Raw genomic sequence first — 23,937 nt, 5'->3', positions numbered from 1 at the left:
CAAACATTCGGTTTGAACCAAGGAGGAATAACTGAAGTGATTGAAAACCAACCATCTTCTTCCCATTCCATGGAATCTAGCTTGCCCGTTCTGCAGATTCCACTGGATTTTGGGCGACGTCAACAATCATTCTCTTATCAGTCTGCTCAAATCACATTACATGCTTCTCTGAGCCGTGAACTTAAACAGAAGTATGGAGAACAGATGGTGTACCCGGTACTCCTCTCAGCTTATGCAGCCTTGTTATTCCGATTGTCAGCTGAACAGGAACTTGCCATAGGTATACTTTCTCCCGATCAGGCAGCATCCTATCTTTCATTACAGATTCAGGGGAAATTGACCTTCAGCCAACTATGTCATCAGGTTTCAGAGCAGCTCAAGATTGAATACACGTTGCAAAACGGTGGATACCCTGAATCGTTTTTTATGCTGAATAGTGTACAGTTGCCTCAAGCTCCTCAAATATTAAATTGGAACGTTCGAGATGATCAAAACATGCTCATCCTCGATCTGTTCTATGATAGTTCACTGTTAAAAGAGTCTACCGTGCTGAGATATGCAGAATATTATCAGACTCTTCTACTCGCCCTTGTGCGTGACGGTGAGAAAGCAATCGGTACTGTAGATATTCTTTCCGCCTCAGATCGATTGCTTTACCGTGAAATGAATGATACTTCCGTTCTCGAACCAGAGAATCAGACGGTTCATGGCTGGTTCGAAGCAACGGCCGCGGCATATCCGGATTCACAGGCGATAACATCGCCATCCAAAAGTTATACGTACAGGGAATTGAATGAACGAGCTAATCAGGTTGCACGTGTTCTGTTATCCAATGGATTGCAGAAAGGTGAATTCGTCAGTATCTTTATGGATCGAAGTCTGGAGACGATCATCTCCCTGCTTGGTATTCTGAAGGCAGGTGGTGCATATGTTCCGATCGACCCTGAGCATCCACAAGAACGTAACAGTTATATCGTGGAAGATACGGCGTCCTCATTCGTGCTGACAACGGAGGCTTCTTATGCCCAAGCTTCCAGCTTGTTCTCCAGTATAGCTACGGTCCGTCAGATTCTCGCTGTGGATGGTCGTTTAGCCGGATTTGCAGCAAGTAACCCCAATCTGAATATTCAGCCCGATGATCTTGCGTATATTATCTACACGTCAGGATCGACCGGCAAACCCAAAGGTGCACTTATTGCCCACCGGGGTGTAACCAATCTTGGCAGTGTGGTTCAGCGTGATTGTGACATTCAACCCGGTGATGTATTAACCCAGTTTGCTACATACAGCTTTGATGCATCCGTGTGGGATACCATTGGCGCCTTGTTCTATGGAGCAGAATTATATCTGTTGTCTGCGGAAGAACGGGTATCCGTAGAAGAATTCGCAAGTGCAATTGAACGGACAGGAACAAACATCATTACGATACTGCCTACGATTTTCTTCAATCAGCTTGCTTCCTACTTATCCGATGAAGGTTTCCACAAGCTGGCCAAAGTCAGAATCATTACTGTAGCCGGAGAAGCGCTCTATGGTGAACAAGTTCGTGCCTTCCAGCGCAAATTCGGAAACCAGATTGATATTGTTAATGTGTACGGACCTACCGAATGTACAGTAGCCACAACTACTCACCGCATCAGTGAGCAGGTTCCCGAACATGTGGTGAACATCCCTATCGGTAAACCGATTCATAACTACAAAGTATACATTGTGAATGAAGAACAACAGCTCTGTCCGGCAGGTGTACCTGGTGAGGTATATATCGCTACCCCTGCATTGGCCAAAGGTTATCTGAATCAGCCAGAACGTACAGAGCAAGCATTCATTGAGAACCCGTTTGCGATAGGTGAGAAAATCTACAAATCTGGCGATATTGCCAAATTGCTGGATACCGGGTTACTGGAATATGTCGGTCGTAGTGACTCACAGCTAAAAATTCGTGGTCACCGGATTGAGATCGGGGAGATTGAAGATCACTTTGCACGGCTTGATCAGATCCAGAACGTTGCCGTCATTCCGAAGAAAGAATCCGATGGACAAAATATGCTGGTTGGTTACTTTACATCGAAAGATGGCAGTACCCTCTCTGTTTCGGACATCAAAGCAGAACTGACGGAGAAACTACCTTCTTATTTTGTACCAAAGTGGATCTGTCAGCTGGATGAAATGCCGATTGCCCCAACTGGAAAAATCAATCGCAAAGCGATGGTATCCCTGCCTCATGTGGAACGATATGAAGATCGCCCTGACCGGGTCATGCCTGAGACGGAGACGGAATCCATTATCCTGGGTGCATGGAAAGAAATCCTTCAGCATGATGACTTCGGTGTCGAAGACAGCTTCTTCAATATTGGTGGTGATTCACTCCGGGTCATTCATGTACTGGTCATTCTGAAGCCACATTATCCACAGCTGAAAATTGCCGACTTCTTTGCCGAGAAAACAGTCCGCGCTCTCGCTCGTCGTGTGGAAGTATTGTCTCTCAGTGCTGCAGAAGTTACGGATTCAGTGGTGACCGATGGTATGATTACACAATTATCCGAACACCCTGTGGAGTTAACATCCCAGTTAGGGTATCCGCTCATTCGTGAACCTGAGCATGTGTTACTGACCGGAGCGACTGGTTATCTGGGCTCTCATGTGCTGCAACAGTTAATTTTGAATTCCAGTACACGAATCTATACCCTTGTTCGTCGACCATCCAACGGAATAACTGCAATGGAACGTTTGACTAACGTGTTGGAAGGTTATTTCGGCAAACAACTGACTGACCAGCTCTCCACTCGTGTGGAAATTATTGAAGGGGATCTCGAACAACCTAATCTCGGTCTGTCCGCTGAACAAACGGCTTATGTTCAGGATCGAATTGACCGTGTCATCCACTGCGCTGCAGACGTACGTCATTTTGGCGATGCCGATCAGTTCGCCAAAACAAACGTGGAAGGAACGGTGGCTTTACTGGATCTGATTCGCAGCAAACCTGGTGCTTCCTTCCACCATGTATCCACGATGGGTATTCCGGAAGATCTGGCACTCAGCGGACAATGGGAATCTTCCCTGCAATATGATCGGTTCCCGGCTGATTTGCATGTGGACAACCTGTATTCGGACAGTAAGCTTGAAGCCGAGAAAGTGCTCATGATTGCCGCCGAGCAAGGTGTACCTGTCAGCATCTATCGTGCAGGTAATCTCACTTGCCACTCCGAAACTGGACGCTTCCAGTCCAATATTGATAGCAACGCCTTTTATCGTATGATCAAAGCGATGTTATTGCTCGGCAAGGCTCCTGCGGCTGACTGGATGGTTGATTTTACACCGATCAACTATGCAAGTGAAGCTATCGTTCATCTGGCCTTACGTCAGGATACCGCCGGTCGTGTATTCCACATCTGTAATCCGGAGCCCATCCGCTATGATGAGCTGATCCGTTCTGTGAATCGGGCTGGTTACGAAGTTGAAACGCTACCTTTCGCGGATTACACACGTTGGTTGTTCGATGCCAGCATCAGCAAAGAGCCGGAAGCTCTTCAGTTGGCTATTGCACAGCTTGAAGGCGACGGCGCGAAGGACTCAGCATATGTCTATGCTTGCCCTGTCACAACAGCTTATGTGGAACCTGCTGGCATCTCATGTGCAAAAACAGATGATCACTTCATCTCCGCCATGTTAGACTATGCCGTTCAGATTGGATATTTCCCGTCTGCAATCCGGCGCCATAACGGCACTTCTACAGCAATGGAGTAAGTTCACTTTATCATTAGCATTTAATTAATAAATAAGGTCATACAAAAAGAAGCGATCTTATCGTCATTCACTGACGATAAGATCGCTTCTTTTCTTCGCATTTTCGAGTCATTCTTTTAGACCCATCGGATAATTGCAATGATGGCAAGATGAGCTGGATAGAAATAACGCCAGACCCAACGCGGCCCCTTCATACGGAAACCCGCCTGGTAATACTGAGCAATAGCAATGCCGGAGGTTGCGAGCACACTATACATTTGCACAGAGCTGTTATGCAGCAGAAGATATAGTGCATTTAACAAGACATGTGCCACGACAAGTACAGTACCCTGGAAATAACGGAATAACAGAACCAATAACAACCCGTACATCCCGTAATCCATCTGGCTAATTTCCATAAACAATCCTGCTCCAATGACAATCGGAATCCGCAGTAGTTTGGATGGCATTTTATCGATAACGAATAATACCAACAGGGCTGACCACAATGTCCATACCACGTTCAGAGAATAATGATTAAACGCCGCCATGAACGGCACCTGTGATATGATTGCAATCCAGAACAGCCGCCATATGTATTTTTGTACGTCTCGTGTATGTTTATAACCGATATACACTGCAAAAGCATAAATTGGAAAAGCGATACGACCTATGATCCTCAACTCTATAATATGTGGAAAAAAGACAGCCCCTATATGATCAATTAACATTGTGATCATGGCAATCCACTGCATCATGTTGTGACTCCCCTCCCTTGTTGCCGACGACACGAGTGTGCCATTCATTCATATAGTGCGTCTTTTTGAGCAACCTCCTATACATTAAGTTCATAATACATGAATTTGGTATCCTGTGCATATCCTTCGGATTCATATAAAGCTTGTGCTTGTTTGTTACTTAACTCGGTTGAGAGTGATATACGAAGAACTCCTCGCTCAGATGCCAATTGTTTGGCTGCTTGCAAGAGCTTCCTGGCAATGCCTTGCTGACGATAATCCGGATGCACATATAGATCATTAAGCACCCAGACAGGCCCCATCGATACCGAACTGAAACTGGGATACAGCTGAACGAATCCTGTACAAATAAAGCCATTCGAGAGTGACATACCGTTACTTTCATCTGTCCCATGATCACTTTCGGCATCTGTTTCTGCTACCAAAATCACCGATTCATGGCGTTCCATTCGTTCTCTAATATACTGATGTGCTGCCTCAATGTCAGCATTTTGGTTGTAGAACATCCTGTACTCATTGAACAATTGTCCCACTTCGTTACAATCAGGAAGACCCGCTTGTCTGATTCCGTGCTGCATTTCACTCAACTCCTCTGGGATAGAGACCATCGTCTCCTCGTTTGTATTTCTTCCAATTGTAAAACAGTCCTTTCATTTTCCACATTCATCATCTGCATCAAAGTTTGTAGTATCTTCAGCAGTGATCTGACAATCGTTCATGCGCGCTTCTAGATTGCATCGTGCTTATCTAGTCCATGCCAATTCTGTACGTTTTGTTATATTAACTCCGTATTGGTAAAAATAAAAAGGCGACCAAAGCATCCACTGCTCCGTCGCCGTAATTATTCAGTTCGATTCAGCATTCTGCTGTTCCTGACCAGGATCAGCATCTGGGAAAATGACGCCTTTCTTCAAAATCAGATTGGCGTATTGCGCTCGCTCACCCGTTGCAACAATCACATAGGCATTCGAAGCCCGTTTATAAAAATCAAATCGTTCTTCATGATCAAAAGCATCCGTAATGCCTTCGTATTCTTCAATTAATCGGCGGTAGTCTTCCCATATGATCGGGATCACCTGATCCCCTTTCACAACCTGCATGACAGCAGCGGGACGCTCAGCATAGGTATCCAGTGGATATAATTGCAGGATGGCATCCAGAAGTTCAACGACTCCCAGTGCATCACAGCGTACCAGTCGCTTGGCATGACTGGCTGCGGGGAAATTGCCATCCGCCAGAACCAACTCGTCTCCATGACCCATTTCGGACATGATTTTGAGTAACTCTGGAGGTATTATTGCGGGTATATTCTTTAGCATACACAGCTCTCCTTGTTCATCTCCAACATCAGTTAGAGCAAATTGGTTTTCTCCATCCTTCAAGCACGCTGGAAATCGATTATATAAAAGCGGTTTCATCACTATTCTAACAGGATTTTTGGATCATTGCACAGCGCACCTGTAAGTTCGATATGAGAATATTTCATTTTGACAAAAATACTTGTTTGACATATAGTTGTTATAACAACTAATTAATTGGGACATTTTATTATGGAAGCGAGGTCTAGCAATCACATGGACTATACACTGGAACAATCTGTTGGATTCATGCTGGGTTTCACACATCGTAGAGCTGTAGCTTTACTTGCGACACGATTCAAACCTTATGATATTACGACAGAGCAATTTTCTGTTCTCTTTAATGTTGACCGCGGTGAAGGTGTTAATCAGAAGGAACTCGCTGCACGTGTCTTCAAAGACCAACCCACCACTGCGCGGATCATTGATCTGCTTGAGAAAAAAGGCTGGGTAGAACGCCGGACCAGCGAACAGGATCGCAGAGCCTATCTGTTATATCTCACCACGGAAGGCAAAGCGTTAATTGATATCCTCGTTCCGATTGAAAGAGAAATGAATAAAGAACTTGCTGAAGGTATATCCGAAGACCAGATGGAAGCATTTAAACATACTCTTTCCCTCATTAACCGCAACTTGTAATGAATCACAACTCAGGGGGAATACATCATCATGAAAGAACAATCTACACAACAAGTTAGACTATGGACTACCGATTTTATACTGCTGATGCTGTGCAACTTCTTGTTGTTCTTGCAACTGCACATGATTGTCTCTCCGCTTCCGTCTTACGTTCAGGAGCGATTTCACGCCAATGCGTTTGAAGTAAGTTTATTCACCTGTCTGTTTGCACTAAGTGCCATAGCAGCCCGTCTCTATTCCGCGAAAGCACTGGAGAAGGGTCTTCGTAACGCCATGATCTATATAGGTCTGTCCGTAGCCCTGCTGGCAACACTCGGCTATTATTTTGCTGCCGGTATAGCTGTGCTCTTGTTGCTGAGAATGTTGTTTGGTATCGGGTTTGGTATGAGCAGTACCGCTTTTCCAACGATGGCCTCGGATATTGTGCCCGTCAAACGAATGGGTGAAGGTATGGGTTACTTTGGTCTATCGACTAGTCTGGCTATGTCTATGGGGCCAATCATTGGGGTCACTCTGCTCCAGGGCGCTGGATTTGTAACCCTGATGTTATGTACTGCGGGTGTCCTCGCTGTGATCTATCCACTGAGTTATTCGCTGACACGCAAAAAAGCAGTCAGAACCGATAACAGTACAACCATCATGCCACAAGCCACAACAAGTGCTTCAGGGTCCAACCCGAAACAGAAGACCCCTTTCAACCGCAAGCTGATTCTGCCCAGTGTGCTGAATTGCCTATTATCCATCACCTATGGTGGGCTTGTCGGATTCATCGTTTTGTATGGTAAAGAAGCCAATCTGGCCAATCCTGCGCTGTTCTTTTTGTTCAATGCACTCGCCGTGTTATTGGTTAGACCATTTGCAGGGCGGATCTATGACAATAAAGGTCCAAAAGCACTGCTCATTCCAGGAGCAATATTCGTTGCTGTCGGCCTCATTCTGCTCTCTTATGCAACCTCCATGTCTGTCCTGTTCATCGCTGCCTTTATCTACGGAATCGGTTATGGTTCCATGCAGTCGTCTCTGCAGACCTGGATGATTCAAGTTGTATCTCCTACTCAACGGGGTATGGCTAACGGCATGTTTTTGAACTCGCTGGATCTGGGGATTGCGACCGGCGCCCTTCTTCTCGGCGCCATTGCGGCCATGACCAGTTATACCGATATGTATCGTTATTCCGTGATGTTTATGATTCTGTTCTTGCTTATATATCTGATTCAGGGAAAACGAAGCGGCAGCTTCTCCATTGAACCTCATGCTCTGCTCGCTCATACTCATATCACTGCAACGGAACCACCTCAAGATCAGAACAAGGATTCAGAATCTGGAGCTGGAAACACCGAAACTAGCCAGTCGAATATAAGTAAATACGAATGATTGGTTAAGGTCATTCTGCTCATAGAAACGAGAAACGCGTTTACACCGAGAAAGCAAATTCATCCGCTTTCTTAGGTGTAAACGCGTTTTTTATTGGAACAGATCTGAAGATCTAATAAGCTTACGACAGCTTGGGAATGAACGTAGCATACAGAACCTTCTATTTAAAATGGACTTTTCTTGCGCCTTATAGGAGCATACCCTCTACTTGGCTCGATTCGCTCGATGAGTCGTTCGTCCTGTTTCTGTCCTCTTCCTGAAGTAGGTTGGTCTCCCTTATCCGGCTTAACTGCAAATAATGTAAGTAGTCCTCCTACAGCTGCAGAAGCGGCAAGCACACCAAAAAGCAAAAAATGTTGTTTGCCAATGAGTAAAGAAACAACAGGTGGGCCGAGTGATACACCGATGAATCGCATGCTACTGAACAAAGCCGTAATCGTACCTCGCTGCTTTTTGTCCACACCCTCAGTAATTAGAGCATCCAGACATGGTAAGGTTGCCCCTATTCCCGCACTTCCCAATGTGAATAGACCTAGGACAACGTAGATATTATCGAAAACTCCAATAACACCCAGCGAAACAGTTACAAGAATAAGTCCTGTGAATCCGATCCACTTCATGCGAGGCTTACTCTTTCCGATCCACTTTCCTGCGAAAAAGGAAAAAAGACACAGTGCCGCTAGCGGAATGGCAAGCACGAGACCTTTTACAATGCCCTTCATGGCGAACTCGCTCTCCAATGTCTCGGAAAGATAATAAAGCACACCAAAAAGAATAAACATACAAATTCCACCGATCGCAAACAAGGCGTACAACCATCGTCCTTTTTCTTTTAGTACATCTTTAATGGAAGCCACAAATTCTGTAAAGGTGGGCGGTTTTTCTTTTTTCTTGGGTGTTTTCACCAAGAAAATAACCAGGATCAGCGAAAGAACACATAGAACGGGAATAGCCAGAAATGGTAGGTACCATAACCACACAGCCAGTGCTGCTCCCAGAATTGGACTTAACACTTTGCCAAATGTATTCGAAGTTTCAATGATTCCCAGACTTTTAGATACCTGATCTTCATCATTGAACATGTCCCCAACCAAAGGTATCACAATCGGGAATGCCCCCGCTGCTCCAACCCCCTGCAATAACCTGCCACCTAATATGGTCCAGTAAGCTATATTTCCGTTCAGAATCCATGCAGCCACACCAGCTACAGCACCCCCGACGGCTGCAATGATAAGGCTGGGAATAATGACTGCTTTTCTGCCAAAACGATCCGACAAGTATCCTGCGAGTGGAATAAGCAGAATGGCAACTACAGCGTAGACTGTAATAAGCATACTGACCTTGAATGCAGATACCTTCAACTCACGTTCAATCTGTGGCAGGATCGGTATAAGCATGGAGTTACCCAAGGTCATAATTAAAGGGATGGAAGCAAGTGCGACGAGGTCCCACTTTTTATCGTTCATACCACAACCACCTTTACAGATTCTACACACAACAGCATTATTGTGCTTGTTTCGGAGGTTGATTATTCAGGACATGCTGGATGTTACCGCTTGTTCACACAAATAAGCTGCCTGCACGAATTTATGCAAGACAGCTCTTTTGGTTCATGATGTCTACAACTACAACAATCTAAAGTGGCGCAACGCTGCTCCACCTTTGAAAATAATATACAGCTCATTCACCTTATGGGGCGCCTCAAGCGAACACTGGACCGTTGTCCACTTGATATCTTTTCCATTCACACTGCCACCAGGTCCAGAAACCTCACACACACCAAGCAGTTCTTCCTCCAGTCCTCCAGAACGAATCTCAAGTCTGCCCTCTTCCCCATAAGCTGCCACTCTGGCTTCAAATCCTTGTACTTCCTGAACAGCATTATGGTTGAAAGCGATCCAGGATGACTGACCATCTCGATATAAAGGTTCTTCCTGGTTAATTGCCCGAACTGCCGAACGTCCTTCCAGACATTCATCCAACAGAACACCTCTACAAACATCGTAATTCTCGGCAAAGGTAAGCAAGTGCAGCGGACGATCCGGAATCGTCTCACCTTCAATTTCAATATCAGCCGACTGACGTATATCTGCAGAAGAACGCCCTGCCAGGATGGCCCAGGTCGATGTCTCCAGGCAGTATCGATCTCGGGTAACATCCCATAGCGCCAGCTTCTGAACAGGGACTTCTAAACTTATCGTAACACGCGTCCCTGCTTTGACATGAACACGACGGAAAGCAAGCAGTTGCTTCTGAGCACGTTTCACTCGGGAGGTGTAGGAAGATCCATAGATCTGTACGACTTCATCACTGTCACGTTCACCTGTATTGTGTATCTCCACTTCAATCTTTAATTGATCTGTGGTGGTGTCTTCCACCGGAGCACTACGATTTACACGAATCGCTTCGTATTCGAATTCGGAATACGTCAGGCCATGACCAAATGCATATTGAACCGGTCCTTCATGATACATATAAGTCATGCCATTCTGAATGATGTCATAATCCATCATGTCAGGAAGCTGTGATTCGTCTTCATACCATGTCATATTCAATCTGCCTGCCGGGGCATAATAACCTAACAGCACATCTGCAAGCGCATTACCCAATTCCTGACCAGCATGTGTCATATAAACGATTGCGCGGGCAATACCTTTCAACTCCTGCAAGGCAAATGGATAACTGCCCATAATGACAACCACCGTATTGGGATTGGCTTCACACACGGCTTTGACAAGCTCGACCTGACTCGGCGGAAGCAGCAGACTTGGGCGGTCAATTTCTTCTTTGCCGTTGATATATGGGCTGTTGCCAACAACAACGACAGATGCCTGACTGCTACGTGCAGCTTCTACGGCTTGTTGTATTCCGCTGGTCACAATATCAATATTGAATGCAGAAGGTATCTGTGTATTGCCTGGTGATTGACTTGCGTGTCCAGAGGCACTCACATTGTCCTGAGTTGTACTTGTAGCTGTAGTTTGTTCTCCTTGTGGCCGTGGTGGTGATACAGCAGCCTGTCCCTGATATTCGCTCAGTCCAACCGGAATACCGTTCCACGTCCGCAAGGTGTTACTTCCATCCGTTAGAGGATCTATGCGAACAACTTCCTTCACAAACCAGCCACCAATCTCCGGTGCGTTTGCCTGATAGATGCCTTGCTCGGTTAAACTAACGTATCGATGATTGTTCACACTTCTCAGCGTATGACTTCCCGAGCCCCAATCCTGATGTACAAACTCGGCGGCTGCAGGTGCACTATCCTCCGGTACAGCGATGAGCGTACCTTCCGCACCCAAGGTTATAACCTGACCGTCTGTTGTCTTCAGCTGAATACGGTCATTCCCATCTGAATACGTTATGTCTGAATGAGGTAGTCGATTACGCAATCCATCGAGGACGGATACACGATAAGGCAGTGTGCCACTGTACCAATCGGTATAGACAACATCGGAAAGGGGTCCAATCACACTAATTTTCTGTAATGCTTCTGGCTTCAAGGGAAGCAATCCGTCATTTTGGAGTAAAACAATGGATTCGGCAGCGGCACGATAACTAAGTTTGGCGTGTTCTGGTGCACATAGTACAGACTCGGGTATGGAGGCATACGGGTTACGTCCCGACTGATCCAGTTGTCCAAGTCGCATTCGCACACCGAAGATGTTACGAATTACTCGGTCCAAATCAGCGATCTCCAACAGATCCTGATCAAGAGCCTCTTCCAGAGCAGATACAACAAGATCAACTTCATCCGTAAGACAATCCACTCCTGCCTTCAACGCACCTGCTGCTGATTCGGCATGACTGGTGTGATAACCATGATAGTTCACCGTCTGTGACAGGTCTCCGCCATCACATACAATAAACCCAGGCATCGCCCACTCACCCTTAACCACATCATTCACATATGGACTTTCAATGGCAGGTGTACCATTGATGGAATTGTAAGCTGTCATCATGGACAAGGCTCCACCTTCCACAAATGGTGTCTCAAATGCTTTTAAATAATATTCCCGCAGATTGCGCGGATCGATGCTGGATGAACAATTCAGCCGATCTTTCTCATTATTATTGGCAAAAAAGTGTTTTAATGTTGCGACCATTTTCAGATAAAAAGGATCATTTCCCTGCATACCTTTGACGAGAGCTGCCGACATTTCTCCCGTGAGGACCGGGTCCTCGCCATATCCCTCTTCCGTTCTGCCCCAGCGTGGGTCACGTTCCAGATCAACCGTTGGTGCCCACAATGTTAACCCGTGAACCTCAGGATCACGGTGATGGTATGCCCTAGCTTCATCACCAATGACTGAACCAATCTCTCGCATGAGTCTTGTATTCCAGGTACTGGATAGACCGAGCGGTTGCGGAAATACCGTTGCCTCTCCTTTCCATGCAACCCCGTGGGCAGCTTCGCCCCCAACGTTGTAGGCTGGGATGCCCAGTCTTGGTACAGCTGCTTCGCGTGTAGGAATTAGTCTAATCTTCTCTTCCGTTGTTAATCGTGCAATCAGGTCATCCAACCGTTCCTCAAGTGAACGTGATGCATCCCACATCGGGTATTGATGATACTCCTTCATCCTTCATTCCCCCTGCGAATTAGTTATGTCCAAGTTGCTTCCATTGCTCCAGTAAATCCAGCGTACGCTGGCGATACTTCTGACCATCTTCAGGTTGATTGACCTGATGTTCATGAACGTAGGCATTAAAATACGAAGAAAGTATTCGGTACGCAAGCCTGCGTGCCTGTCCTTCAGCGGATGAGTCCAGTGGACGATCATATCCTTCATGAAAAGCCGTTGATTCTGTCGACAATATGGCTTCAAACTCCCTGTCGGCAAACATGGAACGATCTCCGTCAATGATGGCCGCAATGTTCAGCTCACCATTTTTCTGATGAACAAGTACATTTGCTTCCCATAGGTCATTATGAACGAGTACCGGACGTGTCACTTGATCAAATAAATCTTTATTTTGGATGAAAATAGCAGCGATCTCTTCTCCCACACCTGACATATAATTGACTTGTGCCGCTTTAAGTGCCGTTTCTTCTGCAAATGAGTGCAGCACCTCGGACCATTGATCCGAGCCTCTAATCGTCCCATCACCCTGCGGCCACCCAAACGATGCCCCCTCGATCTGATGCATGATGGCGGTATAGACGCCAAGCTGATGATACAATCGCTCTTTGTCTATGTCTGAAATTGATGCGTGATCCAGCTGCTTACTTGGAATAAACTCCATAAACATGTACGTTCTTGGAATGATGGATCCGCTATCATCACAGGCGATAATGTTGGGAGCAGGAATGCCTGCCTTACGGTAATATTCATACACAATCGGTTCAGCCGCCATCATCGTACGTTCAAAAGAAAAGAGTGGGTCACTCGCAGAATCAGCCGCCATCTCTCCCCGCTCTGGAGCCAACCGTAAAATCACATCCGTATAGGATGTATGTTCAAGGTGAATCCGATAAGTTGTATTAAAAAGTCCACCTTGCAGGAGACCAAACTCCTTCACTTTGGTATCGCTTCCAAAATTAATCTCTACCAGTTGATGCAGCATCTCTGCTGATATCGTGCAGTGCAAACCGGAATTCATTGTACTCATTTCATTCAATCTCCTATCATCGTAGACAAACAGACGGCACCTTTCGGCACCGTCCTTTTCTTCTACTATATCATTTTACAGTTGGATTGTAAGCGCGCTTGCACCTGTTACTGCCGTAACAACAACACCAGTTGCACCAGACATTTGGGAACCACCTTCAACGCTGGATACACTTTCAATACCACGAAGCACGATGTTCCAAGGTTTACCTGCACCTTCAGCACGAACATCCAGCACTGATCCATTACGTGTAACGTTAACTGTTAGCTCCTGTTCAGCAGCTTGGTTCACAACGACAGCTTGAGCCGTTTGACCATCAGCCAGCTCGAACAAGTGCAGAGATACATCATTTGCAAAGTCGTAATCCGGTTTGTTATCCACCGCACCCACAGCGATCAAGCTGTTTGGTTTGACCATCATTGGAAGCGTTTTGAAGTCATGGTTTTCACTGATCCAGCGTCCACCTTGTACTTTCGCTCCTGTCAGATAGTTCGTCCAAGTTCCTTCAGGCAGGTAATAACGCACATCGCCTTCCTTGTTGAAGATTGGAGCCACCAAAATCGAGTCACCAAACATGTATTGCGTATCCAGGCTGTATGTTGTTGGGTCCTCTGGGAAGTCCAGCAGCATAGCGCGCATCATGGGAATACCTTTTACCGTTGACTCTACCGCAGAATTGTACAGGTACGGCATCAGGCTGATTTTGAGTTTGGTAAAATCACGAACAACGTCCACGGATTCCTCGTCAAACAGCCAAGGCACACGATACGAAGTGCTGCCATGCAGGCGGCTGTGTGAAGATAAAAGTCCGAATTGTACCCAGCGTTTGTATACGTCAGGGCTCGCTGTGCTTTCAAAACCACTGATATCATGGCTCCAGAATCCGAAACCGGAAAGCCCCAGTGACAGGCCACCGCGAAGCGATTCAGCCATGGATTCATACGTGGAAGAACAGTCACCACCCCAGTGAACCGGGAACTGTTGACCACCTGCTGTTGCGGAACGTGCAAACAGAGCAGCTTCGTTTTTGCCAATCTTCTCTTCGAGCAATTCAAATACAGCTTTGTTATACAGTTGTGTATAATAGTTGTGCATTTTAACCGGATCAGAACCATCGAAGTACACGACATCTGTCGGAATTCTTTCGCCAAAGTCGGTCTTGAAGGAATCTACACCTTGATCAAGCAGGACTTCGAGCTTACTCTTATACCAATTCACAGCATCCGGATTCGTGAAGTCAACCAGAGCCATACCTGCTTGCCACATATCCCATTGCCATACGCTACCATCGGCTGTTTTGACCAGATAACCGTTCTCCATACCTTCATCGAACAAGTAGGATTTTTCTGCAATATATGGATTGATCCAAGCACAGATTTTAAGACCCTTCTCTTTCAGACGTGCAAGCATGCCTTCCGGATCCGGGAACATCGCTTCATCCCATACAAAATCAGACCATTGATATTCCTTCATCCAGAAGCAGTCAAAATGGAATACAGACAGCGGAAGATCACGTTCAGCCATACCATCTACAAAATGGTTAACCGTTGCTTCATCATAATCCGTTGTGAATGAAGTTGTCAGCCACAGACCAAATGTCCATGCTGGTGGAAGTGCTGGTTTACCTGTCAATTTCGTATAATTATCAAGTACATCCTTTGGATTGTCACCGCCGATAATGAAGTACTCCAGAGTCTCTCCTTCTACGCTGAATTGAACTTTGGATACATTTTCAGATGCAATCTCATAGGATACGCGTTCCGGATGGTTTACAAATACACCATATCCTTTATTGGACAAGTAGAACGGAATGTTCTTATAGGACTGCTCACTGCTTGTACCGCCGTCCTCATTCCAGGTATCGACGATTTGGCCATTCTTAACAAACGGTGTGAAGCGCTCACCGAGTCCGTAAACATATTCACCAATACCGAGATCAAGCTGCTCGCGGAAGTACGCTTCCTTGCTTGGACCTGTAATATAACCAGCCGCTCTTTGACCACTACCTGTAATACGCTTTCCTCCATATAGGAAGCTAACGTCCCAACCGTTTGTTTTGTCGATTTGAACTTCCAGGTTACCGCTTTTCAAAACTGCGCCTTGTTCATTTTTCGAGATGTCAACGTTTGCATCTTGCGTGTTGAGCTCAAATACAGGCCCTTTTTTCACTCCGCCTTTATGGTGATTCAAGGTTACACGAATAACGTTTGGCATAGGTGAGCTGTATGTTGCTTTAAGCAATGTACCGTTCAACGTGTCGCCTTTGCTGCGAATATATTTAGTTGCCGCATATACGGTCAAAGAATTATCTTTTTGTACAATATCACGAATGTCAGTCGGGTTTTGAATTTGGTACCCTTCACGAGTCATCCAGAATCCATCAGTAAATTTCATGTTTTCTTTCCCCCTTTTGTTATACTATAATAATATTGATATTAATAATGAATTTCTTCTCTTATTTTGACTAAATATATCACAATTTTGATAATAACCATCCGATTCTTGAACATCAACACCAAACTTTGGAAACGATTACATTAAAAATGAAGTAAAAGAGGCGTTGATATGGAACGTGAACGATTACGCGAAGACCGAATTCACGGCAATGCCATGTATCCAGTCAGTGTGTACCCCGATATACAACAGCTGAACGGCGATAGCATTCTGGATTGCCACTGGCATGATGAAATGGAGTTCACCATGGTTACTCAGGGCTGTGCGGTCTTTCAGATTGATATGAACACCATTGAGGTTCAAGCTGGAGAAGCCATTTTTATCAATCGAGGTGAGATTCATGCAGGTTATCTGAAAGGTGATATTCCCTGTGTATTCTCTTCCATTGTATTTAATCCGGAGCTGCTTGGCAGCCGCACCTTCGATACGGTCCAGGAGAAATTCATTGGTCCACTGGTGCGTAAAACCGTGATCCCCCCTTTTCATATCAAGGCAGATGAGGATTGGGGACAAGAAATTCTGGATCACCTGCAACGCATATTCGCTGACCATGCTGCCCGAACAGAAACGTGTGAAATGTCAACGAAAGCGTACCTGTATCTCATATTTGCCCGTATGTTCGAACATATGAGACCTGCTCCGCTCAAAGGCACCATCGCTACAGGGAGTCATGACAAGGTAGAGCGCCTGAAATCCGTGCTCGGCTATATCCACAAGCGTTATCCTGAGCCATTGAAGCTGAAAGAACTGGCTGATGAAGCCAATATGAGCGAAGGACACTTCTGCCGTTTCTTCAAACAGATGGTGCAGAAAACCCCGGTTGATTACATTAACTATTACCGCGTTCAACAGGCCTGCGTTCAGCTTGAGAATACGGATCACAAAATTGTTGATATCGCCATGGATGTGGGTTTTGAGCATCTAAGCTACTTCATCACTACATTTAAAAAGCATAAAGCCACCACACCATCACAGTATCGCAAATTGTTCTATGAGAACGTAGCCATGGAATCTGCCTTGGTTCAGGTATAAAAGAAGAAGGTGCTCACAGCTATTCAGCTGCAAACACCTTCTTTATCTTTTTTATCAACTTTCCAGCCAACGAGTAAGATAACGCTCTGATCTGAGCCACACTGGCTCAGTTAGAACTCATCTCACTCGCTGCTATCAGCCTTACGCTTTGAAGCTTAACATTGGCCTCACTTTTTCAGCGTCTTCCATGAAGTGTACTCATGTACGGAGAACCCATTAAAGGACGCATGTACTGAAGCCATTTTTTCGACCAACTTTAATTGTGCTTCCATATAAGCAGATCCCTCTTCATAAAAAGTAATGAAGTCACCTTCCTTGCTTTGCTTTGTTTCCACGGCGATTGAGATCGTCTTGCCAAGTAGAGCTGCTTCTGCAAGTTCATCCTTCGCTACACTATAGATTGCAGCTGCTGTATCGCGGTAAGCCATAATCGTGATGGAATCAAACTTGCGAATCATCCAACTGCTTACGGCCATCGTGGAACCCGGAATTTTGTAGTTATCGAGCCAGAAAGGCAGATCAGCCGCTACCGGCATTTTCATCCGTGATGCTCGCTCAACAATGTACTCCACATTTCCTTGCCACTGGGAAATTACACTGCCCTGATTGATTTTCCATTGTGGGTGCACATGTGGCTCAATATCCAGATGAATACCAGCAAATTTCTCATTGGACAATGCCTGCGCTTGATATGCCTCGATCCAGTCCAGGAAAGATGCAATCTGCTCCCGACTTTCCGTCAACCCCCAGGCTGATCTTCCATCCATGACGTCCACCGCAATATTCTTGGCTCTCGCCTGGCGGATAAAACTTTTATACTCAGGATTTTTTATATCCCGGTTCAACTGCAGATAGATCGTATTGATCTTGTTCGCTGTAGCGTAATTTAGCACCTCTTGAGGATTACTTCGGATCTGGGTGGTATCCCATACCCAAGTCGCTCTCACTGGCACATCAAGTTCTCCATGAATCGTTGCATAACTGTCGACTGAACCATCCGCAATGGCTTTGGAAGAACAGGCTGTACTCGCACACAGGATCAAACAACTCAGTAATAAGATAAAACGGTAACCCCTTTTGCTTTTCATATTTGTACACTCCCTCTGAAGTTATCAGCTCTGACGTGCAAATCTGGATGAAATTGTGTCGTTTCATATTCATTTAATGGATACTTATTACGTACGACGAATTTGAATTGCTTTTATATGCAATATCATCTTTAAGACTCACTACGAAAGAATCATATAACTATATTTCGGGAATTCGTAGTTCTGTATGTATAGTTCAAAAGTCACAATTATTCATTATTTTCAAATTCAATCCTTATTCCAGCATGACTTCAGTCATTATTGCCATATGTACACCAAGCTCCAGAAGACCTAGAAAGCGTTTTCTCTCAAAACACACCAAAAAACCGCCCTAAGGCGGCTTTATATGGAACCCTATTTAATGATTTCTAGTCGACATTTCCGTTCATTCATTACCCGATGGAGCCACCGGTGTATTGTCAACCACTTCATCGAAAAGTGACACCAGTTCAATACCTTCTGCCGAAATCCGCACAAGCCCCTTGTCGGACAACCGTAATTCCGGAATCACAACCAGCGCGAGCAACGAAAGCGTCATGAACGCATTATTCAACGTACATCCTGCGGATTGTAAAGCTTCACTGACTGCTGCCGATTGCGTTGCAACGACTTCGAATGGCTCGGTTGACATCAAACCTGCAATCCGCAGCGGGAATTCGGTTACACCTGCTGCCGTTACCACGGCGACCCCGCCCTGCATACGAATGACATGGTTACCGGCTTCGGCCATCAGGGCATCATCATTACCGATAATCAACAGGTTGTGACTATCATGAGCAACCGTCATCGCAATCGCTGCAGGGGATGTGAAACCGATGCCTCCAACAAGCGCTACCGCTCGATTCCCGGTTTGTTTGTGACGCTCCAATACCGCAATTTTGCATACTTCCCCTGAAGTTGAAACCACAACTTTGCCGTTCTCTACTCTAACAGGCAGGTGTTTCTCCTTTGTATCCACATGGTTCTCTGTCACATGAATGATTTTGGCACCAATCGTGCCCTCTTGAATCGGTGCAGCAAGCTTCAGATCTTCTGGCTGAATATTTGCTTCTAACTTCACCGTGTTCAGTGCTTCCTCCGGATACGTGAAACTGTCCCATACCGCGGTCATTTTCCCGTTCTCGGCTACTACTTGCCCGGCAGCAATTGTCATGCCCACACGTACATCAGCCAGTCGGCCGTCCAGCAGAATAATATCAGCTATATTGCCCGGAATAACCGCACCAATGTCGCGCGCAACACCAAAGCGCTCAGCCGTGTTAATGGTTGCCATCTGGAAAGCCGTAACCGGCTTCACCCCTTGGGAGATTGCGAGACGAACAACAAAATCCATATGTCCTTCTTTGAGCAGGGATTCAGAGCTTCGGTCATCGGTCACCAGCATCATCCGGCGTGTATCCAGTCCAAGCTCAGTGCAGGCTTTGATCGTCTCGGCTACATCATGCCATGCCGAACCTTGGCGCATCTTCGCGTACATTCCGAGTCGCAGACGTTCAACCACATCTTCCTTGGTCACACATTCATGATCCCCTGTAACGCCACTCGCTGCATACGCTGGCAGACGCCAGTCATCTGCAGCCCAGGTAAAGTGACCGTCAGCCACTTTACCTGCACGGAGGGTCGCCTGTATCTCACCGATCATCGTCTCGTCCCCATAGACTACCCCAGGGAAGTTCATCACTTCACCAAGGCCAATCATGTCCGGACCCCAGGAAAGAGCCTCAGCTACCTCTTCAGGCCCGATATAAGCACCTGTTGTCTCCAGTCCTGGATGAGTGGAAGGCACACAGGAAGCCACCTGCATATAGGCTGCCATCGGTGTGGTCCGTGCTTCATCCAGCATCAGTCTCAGACCTTTCAGACCAAGCACGTTAGAGATCTCATGTGGGTCAAAGAAACCTCCGGTTGTGCCTGAAGGCAATACCGCTCTCGCAAACTCGGTTACTTTCATCTGTGTACTTTCAATATGGCAGTGTCCATCCAGCAAACCAGGAGCGATATACTTACCGTTTGCTTCAATAATCCGGGTATGTTCTCCAATGGTGTGGCTCACATCTTTACCGACATAAGCGATTCGAGCTCCCTGTACGGCTATGGACATCTCCGGCAAAATCTCACCCGATATCACGTTTACCAGCGTACCTCCCCGAATGACCAAAGTCGCTGGCAAATCTCCTCGTGCTGTAGCGACCAGATCAGGTACACAATCAGCCATAAGTGGCCGTTCAAAAGATGGTATGTTCATTTTGTTGCCTCCTTTAATAAACGATCCAAAAAAATATATTGTTACGATTATATGAGTCCGGACTTCATGTGTAAAGAAAAATTACATCCATTGTGCTTGAATACAAATTAAGAAGTCATTTTTATCCACGGAACCCAATCCTTACGAATTCACGTTAGGTATTTTCATTCGATACGATCACCTATATGGCTGGAACCTCAACATGTATACTTCCCTCGCTAAGCTAGCTTCTTCCCGATCTATGTATCATATACAGAAAAACTCCCGTTCCAATGAACGGAAGCCTTCTTATGCATATGAAGTGTTATGTCAGTCCACTTGCGCAGCAGACACCTTGCCAAGATCATACTTTTCTTCCGACTGGGCGGTAATGAACGGACTCGGTGTGCCCACGCAGTAAACGTGTAGCAGATGCATCGCTCGTGTGCAAGCCGTATAGAACAACTTGCGTTCATGCTCCTGAGCATACTGCTCCGCAGAGCCGTCATAGATCAGGACAGCATCGAATTCCACACCTTTGGCCAGATACGCCGGGATGACATGAACACCCTGTTCAAAAGCCAGCGTCGTTTTCTTGATTAACTTCGGTGCTGTGGGCAGCGCCTTACTCAATGCAGCATGTACGTCTCTGCTCTCTTCGGCGGTCTTGCAGATCACTGCAACTGATTCATACCCTTCCTCAATCAAGTGTTTGAGATCTGTCGTGATGACGTTCATATGACGCTCGGCTTCAGAAGAAACAATCACTTTAGGCTTCTCGCCGCTACGGTTAAATGGAATAATCTCTTCCCCACCAGGCACCATGCCACGGGTAAACTCCACGATCTCCCGAGTAGATCGATAACTTCTGGTCAGCTCAATGACCTCTGTATTGTCTGGACCGTACAGGTTAGTCAAAGGTCCTGTTCCACTCAGCACTGAAGAGTGGGCATAGATGGCCTGATTAAAGTCACCGAGTGCTGTTATTTTCGCCCGTGGGAACAACCTCTTCATAAATGCCAACTGAAACGCAGAATAATCCTGGGCTTCATCAATAATGACATGGCGAATATTGGAGTTAATATGGAATCCAAGCATAAGCTCACGCAAGTACAAATATGGCGTAATATCTTCGTATGCCAACTCCTGAAGCTTCAACCTGCGTAAAGTCATCTTACAGATTTCATCCCATTGAGTAGGCAGCGCTTCATCACCCAACAATCGCTCCATCTGAGCCTGATCGTTGAATAGATGTGCATATAATTGTCTTATATCAACGAATCGTAAGGACTTAATCCATTTTCGCAAAGGTTTGAGTCGGTCACTGACCACCATGCGTGCCAGAATTTCTCTTTCCTGCTCAAAGTCATTAAACGTATGGGTCTTTCCTTTTTGCTTGCGCTTCAACCGTTGATAGGCACGTTGCAGATCCTCCGGCTCCATCAGATCAAGCTGCTGGTCTACCCAAGGCGCATCCAGTTCACCTTTACCAAAGGCAGACAGTTCTTTCAGCATCCAGTCCCGCAACATCTCCAGTCGACTCACCAGCTTAACGGATGATTCGAAACTATAGAATTTCTCAGCCATAGCCTCTGACGTGACAATCGCTCGGCCCTGGAAGCGAACCGGCTTGAATTTCATGCCACCTGACAACATGCTTTCCTTATAACGTGTAATCACCTTCAGGAAAGATTCGGATGACTTGAACCGAATGCTGGACATGCGCACATCGTAATCGGGATCTTCCGTCCCTGTAAGTACATATTCGAGTTGAATAAACGGATCTTCCAGTTGATATTCACGACCCAAACGGCGCTCCAAATACTCCTGGAAGGTCGTCTGCAACATGTTTTCCTCCCCAAGCTCAGGCAGTACCGTGGAGACATAACTGTTGAACATCGGATTTGGTGAAAAAAGAACCATCTGATCCGCTTGCAGATGCTCGCGGTATTTATAGAGAAGATATGCTACACGCTGGAGCGCCGCGGATGTTTTGCCACTGCCGGCTGCGCCTTGCACAATGAGCATGCGTGTCCGGTCATTACGGATAATCCGGTTTTGCTCCTTCTGAATGGTCGCTACAATACTCTTCATCTGTGCATCCGAAGTTCGACTGAGCACGGCCTGCAATAACTCATCGCCAATCGTAACCCCCGTGTCAAACATAAACCGGATACGTCCGTCCCGAATGACAAACTGCCGCTTCATCTCGATATCACCGCTGATCTCTCCACTGGGTGTATGATACGTGATTGGACCCGGTGCTCCGTCATAATACAGGTTAGAGATCGGCGCACGCCAGTCGTAGACCAGAAAAGATTCTTCCTTCTCATCCAGCAACGATGCAATGCCCAGATAAATGCGTTCAGCATTTGGATACCCGTCTTCCTTGAAATCAATGCGGCCGAAATATGGTGAGTGATGCAGTCGTTTCATTTTGTCCAACGCAGCCGCTGTATTAAGATGGCTGCGCTCCCGATCGGATAGTACCTGTGACTGCTGCCGCATGCTGGTTGATGTCTCTCCGACATCGTCCGCTTCACTAAAGTTCATCGTGACTTCGTCCCAAAAGTCTTTTCTCATTCCAACCACTTCGTCACGGAAGGAGCCTACTTCATCTTCTAACGTTGTGATCTTGCGTTCAATCTGATCGGTCACGGTGTTGACCCGTTGTTGTTCCTCATTCCATTGCTGATCTGTACTCATATGTTAATAGCCCCTCTTTCCCCGGATTGTGTCCTCAAAATCCCATTTGACAAGCCCGAAAAGGCAATGGTATAATTATTAGAAAGTAAACATTTTAATTATATGTTAATTAGTTCTAATTTTCTGAAAACCATTTTTTATTGTACCAGTGACAACGTCCCGATGCAAGCGGAGGCGTTTTTTGTTGTTTTCTTCTTCATTATTACCCAATCACCGGGTCCTCAACTGACTTGGCAACTCCTGCCTACTTTCGTAATTCTTCAATCGTCTCTTTCCAGCGTGTAATTGCTCCAAGTTCATCTTTTAATTGAAAGGTTATTCCTGAAGTGATCTCCGCATATGGCGCGTGATCCACACGTACCTGAAGCACTTTTGCTTCAAAACGATCTCTCGGATGAACAGCCCCCTCAATCTCAGGCAACCGTTCTACTTCTATACGGATATGCAGCAATCGATGTCCTTGAACCGTAATCAAGGTAGCCTTGCCTGTATTGCTCATGTTCATACTGGTCTGTGTACCTGGCCATAAAGCAAGTCTAAGCTGCTGCGGATTTAGCGCAATCACTTCTCCCATACTAATCATCGCCTGATGCGGCCATTGATCCTCAGATACGGTCAGCAGTTGCATGGCTTCATGCTGTTTATGCTCCAGATTTGTCCCACTCAACCATTCCATTAGTTCAGCGTCCAGTTCCTCTATAATCATGTCTCTATCCCTCAGTTCGTTAAAAATCATTCATACGCTTCAGCCCTATGTATGACAAAACAACCCGGACACGATGGTCCGGGCAATGTTGTAACTACATTGTATATGATCGCCAAGCAGGTGCGCAATTCGCACTTAGAGAGGTTGTTCAAAAAGTCTACTTTTGATTACGAATCATGCCTAACGGCATCATCAGCATCGAATATGAAATTCAGCCGAAATGTCCGTTGCTCACGTAGTTTTTCCTACGCTCCGCTACTCCATTTCT

At 46.0% G+C, this 23,937-nt stretch carries 15 protein-coding genes; 4 read left to right on the top strand and 11 right to left on the bottom strand.

Going from position 1 to position 23,937, the window contains the following annotated elements; translation table 11 throughout:
* Positions 1–69 precede the first annotated feature (69 nt).
* Entirely contained in the window at positions 70–3,744 is a 3,675-nt protein-coding gene (locus ACETMN_RS11230; protein ID WP_373419858.1) for an amino acid adenylation domain-containing protein, read from the top strand.
* 116 nt (positions 3,745–3,860) lie between these two features.
* Here ACETMN_RS11230 and ACETMN_RS11225 read toward each other — a convergent pair whose 3' ends face one another.
* From ACETMN_RS11225 to ACETMN_RS11215, 3 genes are all read right to left on the bottom strand, one after another.
* Positions 3,861–4,481, bottom strand: coding sequence for a conjugal transfer protein TraX (locus tag ACETMN_RS11225; protein ID WP_256975179.1), 621 nt, complete (start codon positions 4,479–4,481; stop codon positions 3,861–3,863).
* Positions 4,482–4,558: 77 nt separating this feature from the next.
* The gene (locus ACETMN_RS11220) at positions 4,559–5,059 is read right to left on the bottom strand and encodes a GNAT family N-acetyltransferase (protein ID WP_091017402.1); all 501 of its coding nucleotides are present in this window, start codon (positions 5,057–5,059) and stop codon (positions 4,559–4,561) included.
* 267 nt (positions 5,060–5,326) lie between these two features.
* The gene (locus tag ACETMN_RS11215; protein WP_036609525.1) at positions 5,327–5,800 is read right to left on the bottom strand and encodes an RbsD/FucU family protein; all 474 of its coding nucleotides are present in this window, start codon (positions 5,798–5,800) and stop codon (positions 5,327–5,329) included.
* A 231-nt stretch (positions 5,801–6,031) separates the two neighbouring features.
* Between ACETMN_RS11215 and ACETMN_RS11210 the strand changes: the two genes are divergently transcribed.
* Both ACETMN_RS11210 and ACETMN_RS11205 read left to right on the top strand, forming a co-directional pair.
* A complete protein-coding gene (locus ACETMN_RS11210) occupies positions 6,032–6,478 on the top strand; it encodes a MarR family winged helix-turn-helix transcriptional regulator (protein ID WP_256975180.1) in 447 nt (148 codons plus the stop codon).
* Between the two features lie 30 nt (positions 6,479–6,508).
* A complete protein-coding gene (locus ACETMN_RS11205) occupies positions 6,509–7,852 on the top strand; it encodes an MFS transporter (RefSeq protein ID WP_091017406.1) in 1,344 nt (447 codons plus the stop codon).
* A gap of 164 nt (positions 7,853–8,016) precedes the next feature.
* On the opposite strand, the gene ACETMN_RS11200 is transcribed toward ACETMN_RS11205, so the two are convergent.
* From ACETMN_RS11200 to yicI, 4 genes are all read right to left on the bottom strand, one after another.
* On the bottom strand, positions 8,017–9,318 hold the full coding sequence (locus ACETMN_RS11200) for an MFS transporter (protein WP_091017408.1): 1,302 nt from the start codon (positions 9,316–9,318) through the stop codon (positions 8,017–8,019).
* Between the two features lie 159 nt (positions 9,319–9,477).
* Positions 9,478–12,429: a glycoside hydrolase family 3 C-terminal domain-containing protein gene (locus tag ACETMN_RS11195; protein WP_091017410.1), complete on the bottom strand. Its 2,952-nt coding sequence runs from the start codon at positions 12,427–12,429 to the stop codon at positions 9,478–9,480.
* Between the two features lie 19 nt (positions 12,430–12,448).
* Complete coding sequence (locus ACETMN_RS11190; protein WP_091017412.1) at positions 12,449–13,459, bottom strand: phosphotransferase family protein; 1,011 nt, start codon at positions 13,457–13,459, stop codon at positions 12,449–12,451.
* A 75-nt stretch (positions 13,460–13,534) separates the two neighbouring features.
* Positions 13,535–15,853, bottom strand: coding sequence for an alpha-xylosidase (gene yicI / locus ACETMN_RS11185; RefSeq protein ID WP_091017415.1), 2,319 nt, complete (start codon positions 15,851–15,853; stop codon positions 13,535–13,537).
* Positions 15,854–16,024: 171 nt separating this feature from the next.
* On the opposite strand from yicI, the gene ACETMN_RS11180 reads away from it, so the two are divergent.
* Positions 16,025–16,945 (top strand): AraC family transcriptional regulator, encoded by a 921-nt coding sequence (locus ACETMN_RS11180; RefSeq protein WP_091017417.1) that lies wholly within the window; start codon positions 16,025–16,027, stop codon positions 16,943–16,945.
* Between the two features lie 167 nt (positions 16,946–17,112).
* Here ACETMN_RS11180 and ACETMN_RS11175 read toward each other — a convergent pair whose 3' ends face one another.
* The 4 genes from ACETMN_RS11175 to ACETMN_RS11160 all read right to left on the bottom strand — a co-directional run bounded on the left by ACETMN_RS11175 (position 17,113) and on the right by ACETMN_RS11160 (position 23,669).
* Positions 17,113–18,033, bottom strand: coding sequence for a hypothetical protein (locus ACETMN_RS11175; RefSeq protein WP_091017419.1), 921 nt, complete (start codon positions 18,031–18,033; stop codon positions 17,113–17,115).
* A gap of 385 nt (positions 18,034–18,418) precedes the next feature.
* Positions 18,419–20,278 carry an adenine deaminase gene (locus ACETMN_RS11170; protein WP_091017421.1) on the bottom strand — a complete coding sequence of 620 codons (1,860 nt, stop codon included), beginning with the start codon at positions 20,276–20,278 and terminating at the stop codon, positions 18,419–18,421.
* Between the two features lie 309 nt (positions 20,279–20,587).
* Positions 20,588–22,963: an RNA polymerase recycling motor HelD gene (gene helD, locus ACETMN_RS11165; RefSeq protein WP_091017423.1), complete on the bottom strand. Its 2,376-nt coding sequence runs from the start codon at positions 22,961–22,963 to the stop codon at positions 20,588–20,590.
* Between the two features lie 244 nt (positions 22,964–23,207).
* Positions 23,208–23,669 carry a hypothetical protein gene (locus ACETMN_RS11160; protein WP_091017424.1) on the bottom strand — a complete coding sequence of 154 codons (462 nt, stop codon included), beginning with the start codon at positions 23,667–23,669 and terminating at the stop codon, positions 23,208–23,210.
* Positions 23,670–23,937: the final 268 nt, after the last annotated feature.

It is taken from the genome of Paenibacillus sp. M2, from assembly GCF_046713495.1.
Taxonomy (GTDB): Bacteria; Bacillota; Bacilli; order Paenibacillales; family Paenibacillaceae; genus Paenibacillus; species Paenibacillus amylolyticus_B.
Note: the sequence above shows the minus strand (reverse complement) of the source record. Positions and strands in the feature narration are given on the sequence as shown.

Bases quoted from the DNA above. Each gene is read 5' to 3' on its own strand.
- ACETMN_RS11210 (WP_256975180.1), top strand. From the start codon at position 6,032: ATGGAAGCGAGGTCTAGCAATCACATGGACTATACACTGGAACAATCT.
- yicI (WP_091017415.1), bottom strand. From the start codon at position 15,853: ATGAAATTTACTGATGGATTCTGGATGACTCGTGAAGGGTACCAAATT.
- ACETMN_RS11225 (WP_256975179.1), bottom strand. From the start codon at position 4,481: ATGATGCAGTGGATTGCCATGATCACAATGTTAATTGATCATATAGGG.
- ACETMN_RS11200 (WP_091017408.1), bottom strand. From the start codon at position 9,318: ATGAACGATAAAAAGTGGGACCTCGTCGCACTTGCTTCCATCCCTTTA.
- ACETMN_RS11175 (WP_091017419.1), bottom strand. From the start codon at position 18,033: ATGAAAAGCAAAAGGGGTTACCGTTTTATCTTATTACTGAGTTGTTTG.
- ACETMN_RS11230 (WP_373419858.1), top strand. From the start codon at position 70: ATGGAATCTAGCTTGCCCGTTCTGCAGATTCCACTGGATTTTGGGCGA.
- ACETMN_RS11215 (WP_036609525.1), bottom strand. From the start codon at position 5,800: ATGCTAAAGAATATACCCGCAATAATACCTCCAGAGTTACTCAAAATC.
- ACETMN_RS11205 (WP_091017406.1), top strand. From the start codon at position 6,509: ATGAAAGAACAATCTACACAACAAGTTAGACTATGGACTACCGATTTT.
- ACETMN_RS11190 (WP_091017412.1), bottom strand. From the start codon at position 13,459: ATGAGTACAATGAATTCCGGTTTGCACTGCACGATATCAGCAGAGATG.
- ACETMN_RS11195 (WP_091017410.1), bottom strand. From the start codon at position 12,429: ATGAAGGAGTATCATCAATACCCGATGTGGGATGCATCACGTTCACTT.
- ACETMN_RS11160 (WP_091017424.1), bottom strand. From the start codon at position 23,669: ATGATTATAGAGGAACTGGACGCTGAACTAATGGAATGGTTGAGTGGG.
- ACETMN_RS11220 (WP_091017402.1), bottom strand. From the start codon at position 5,059: ATGCAGCACGGAATCAGACAAGCGGGTCTTCCTGATTGTAACGAAGTG.
- ACETMN_RS11180 (WP_091017417.1), top strand. From the start codon at position 16,025: ATGGAACGTGAACGATTACGCGAAGACCGAATTCACGGCAATGCCATG.
- helD (WP_091017423.1), bottom strand. From the start codon at position 22,963: ATGAGTACAGATCAGCAATGGAATGAGGAACAACAACGGGTCAACACC.
- ACETMN_RS11170 (WP_091017421.1), bottom strand. From the start codon at position 20,278: ATGAACATACCATCTTTTGAACGGCCACTTATGGCTGATTGTGTACCT.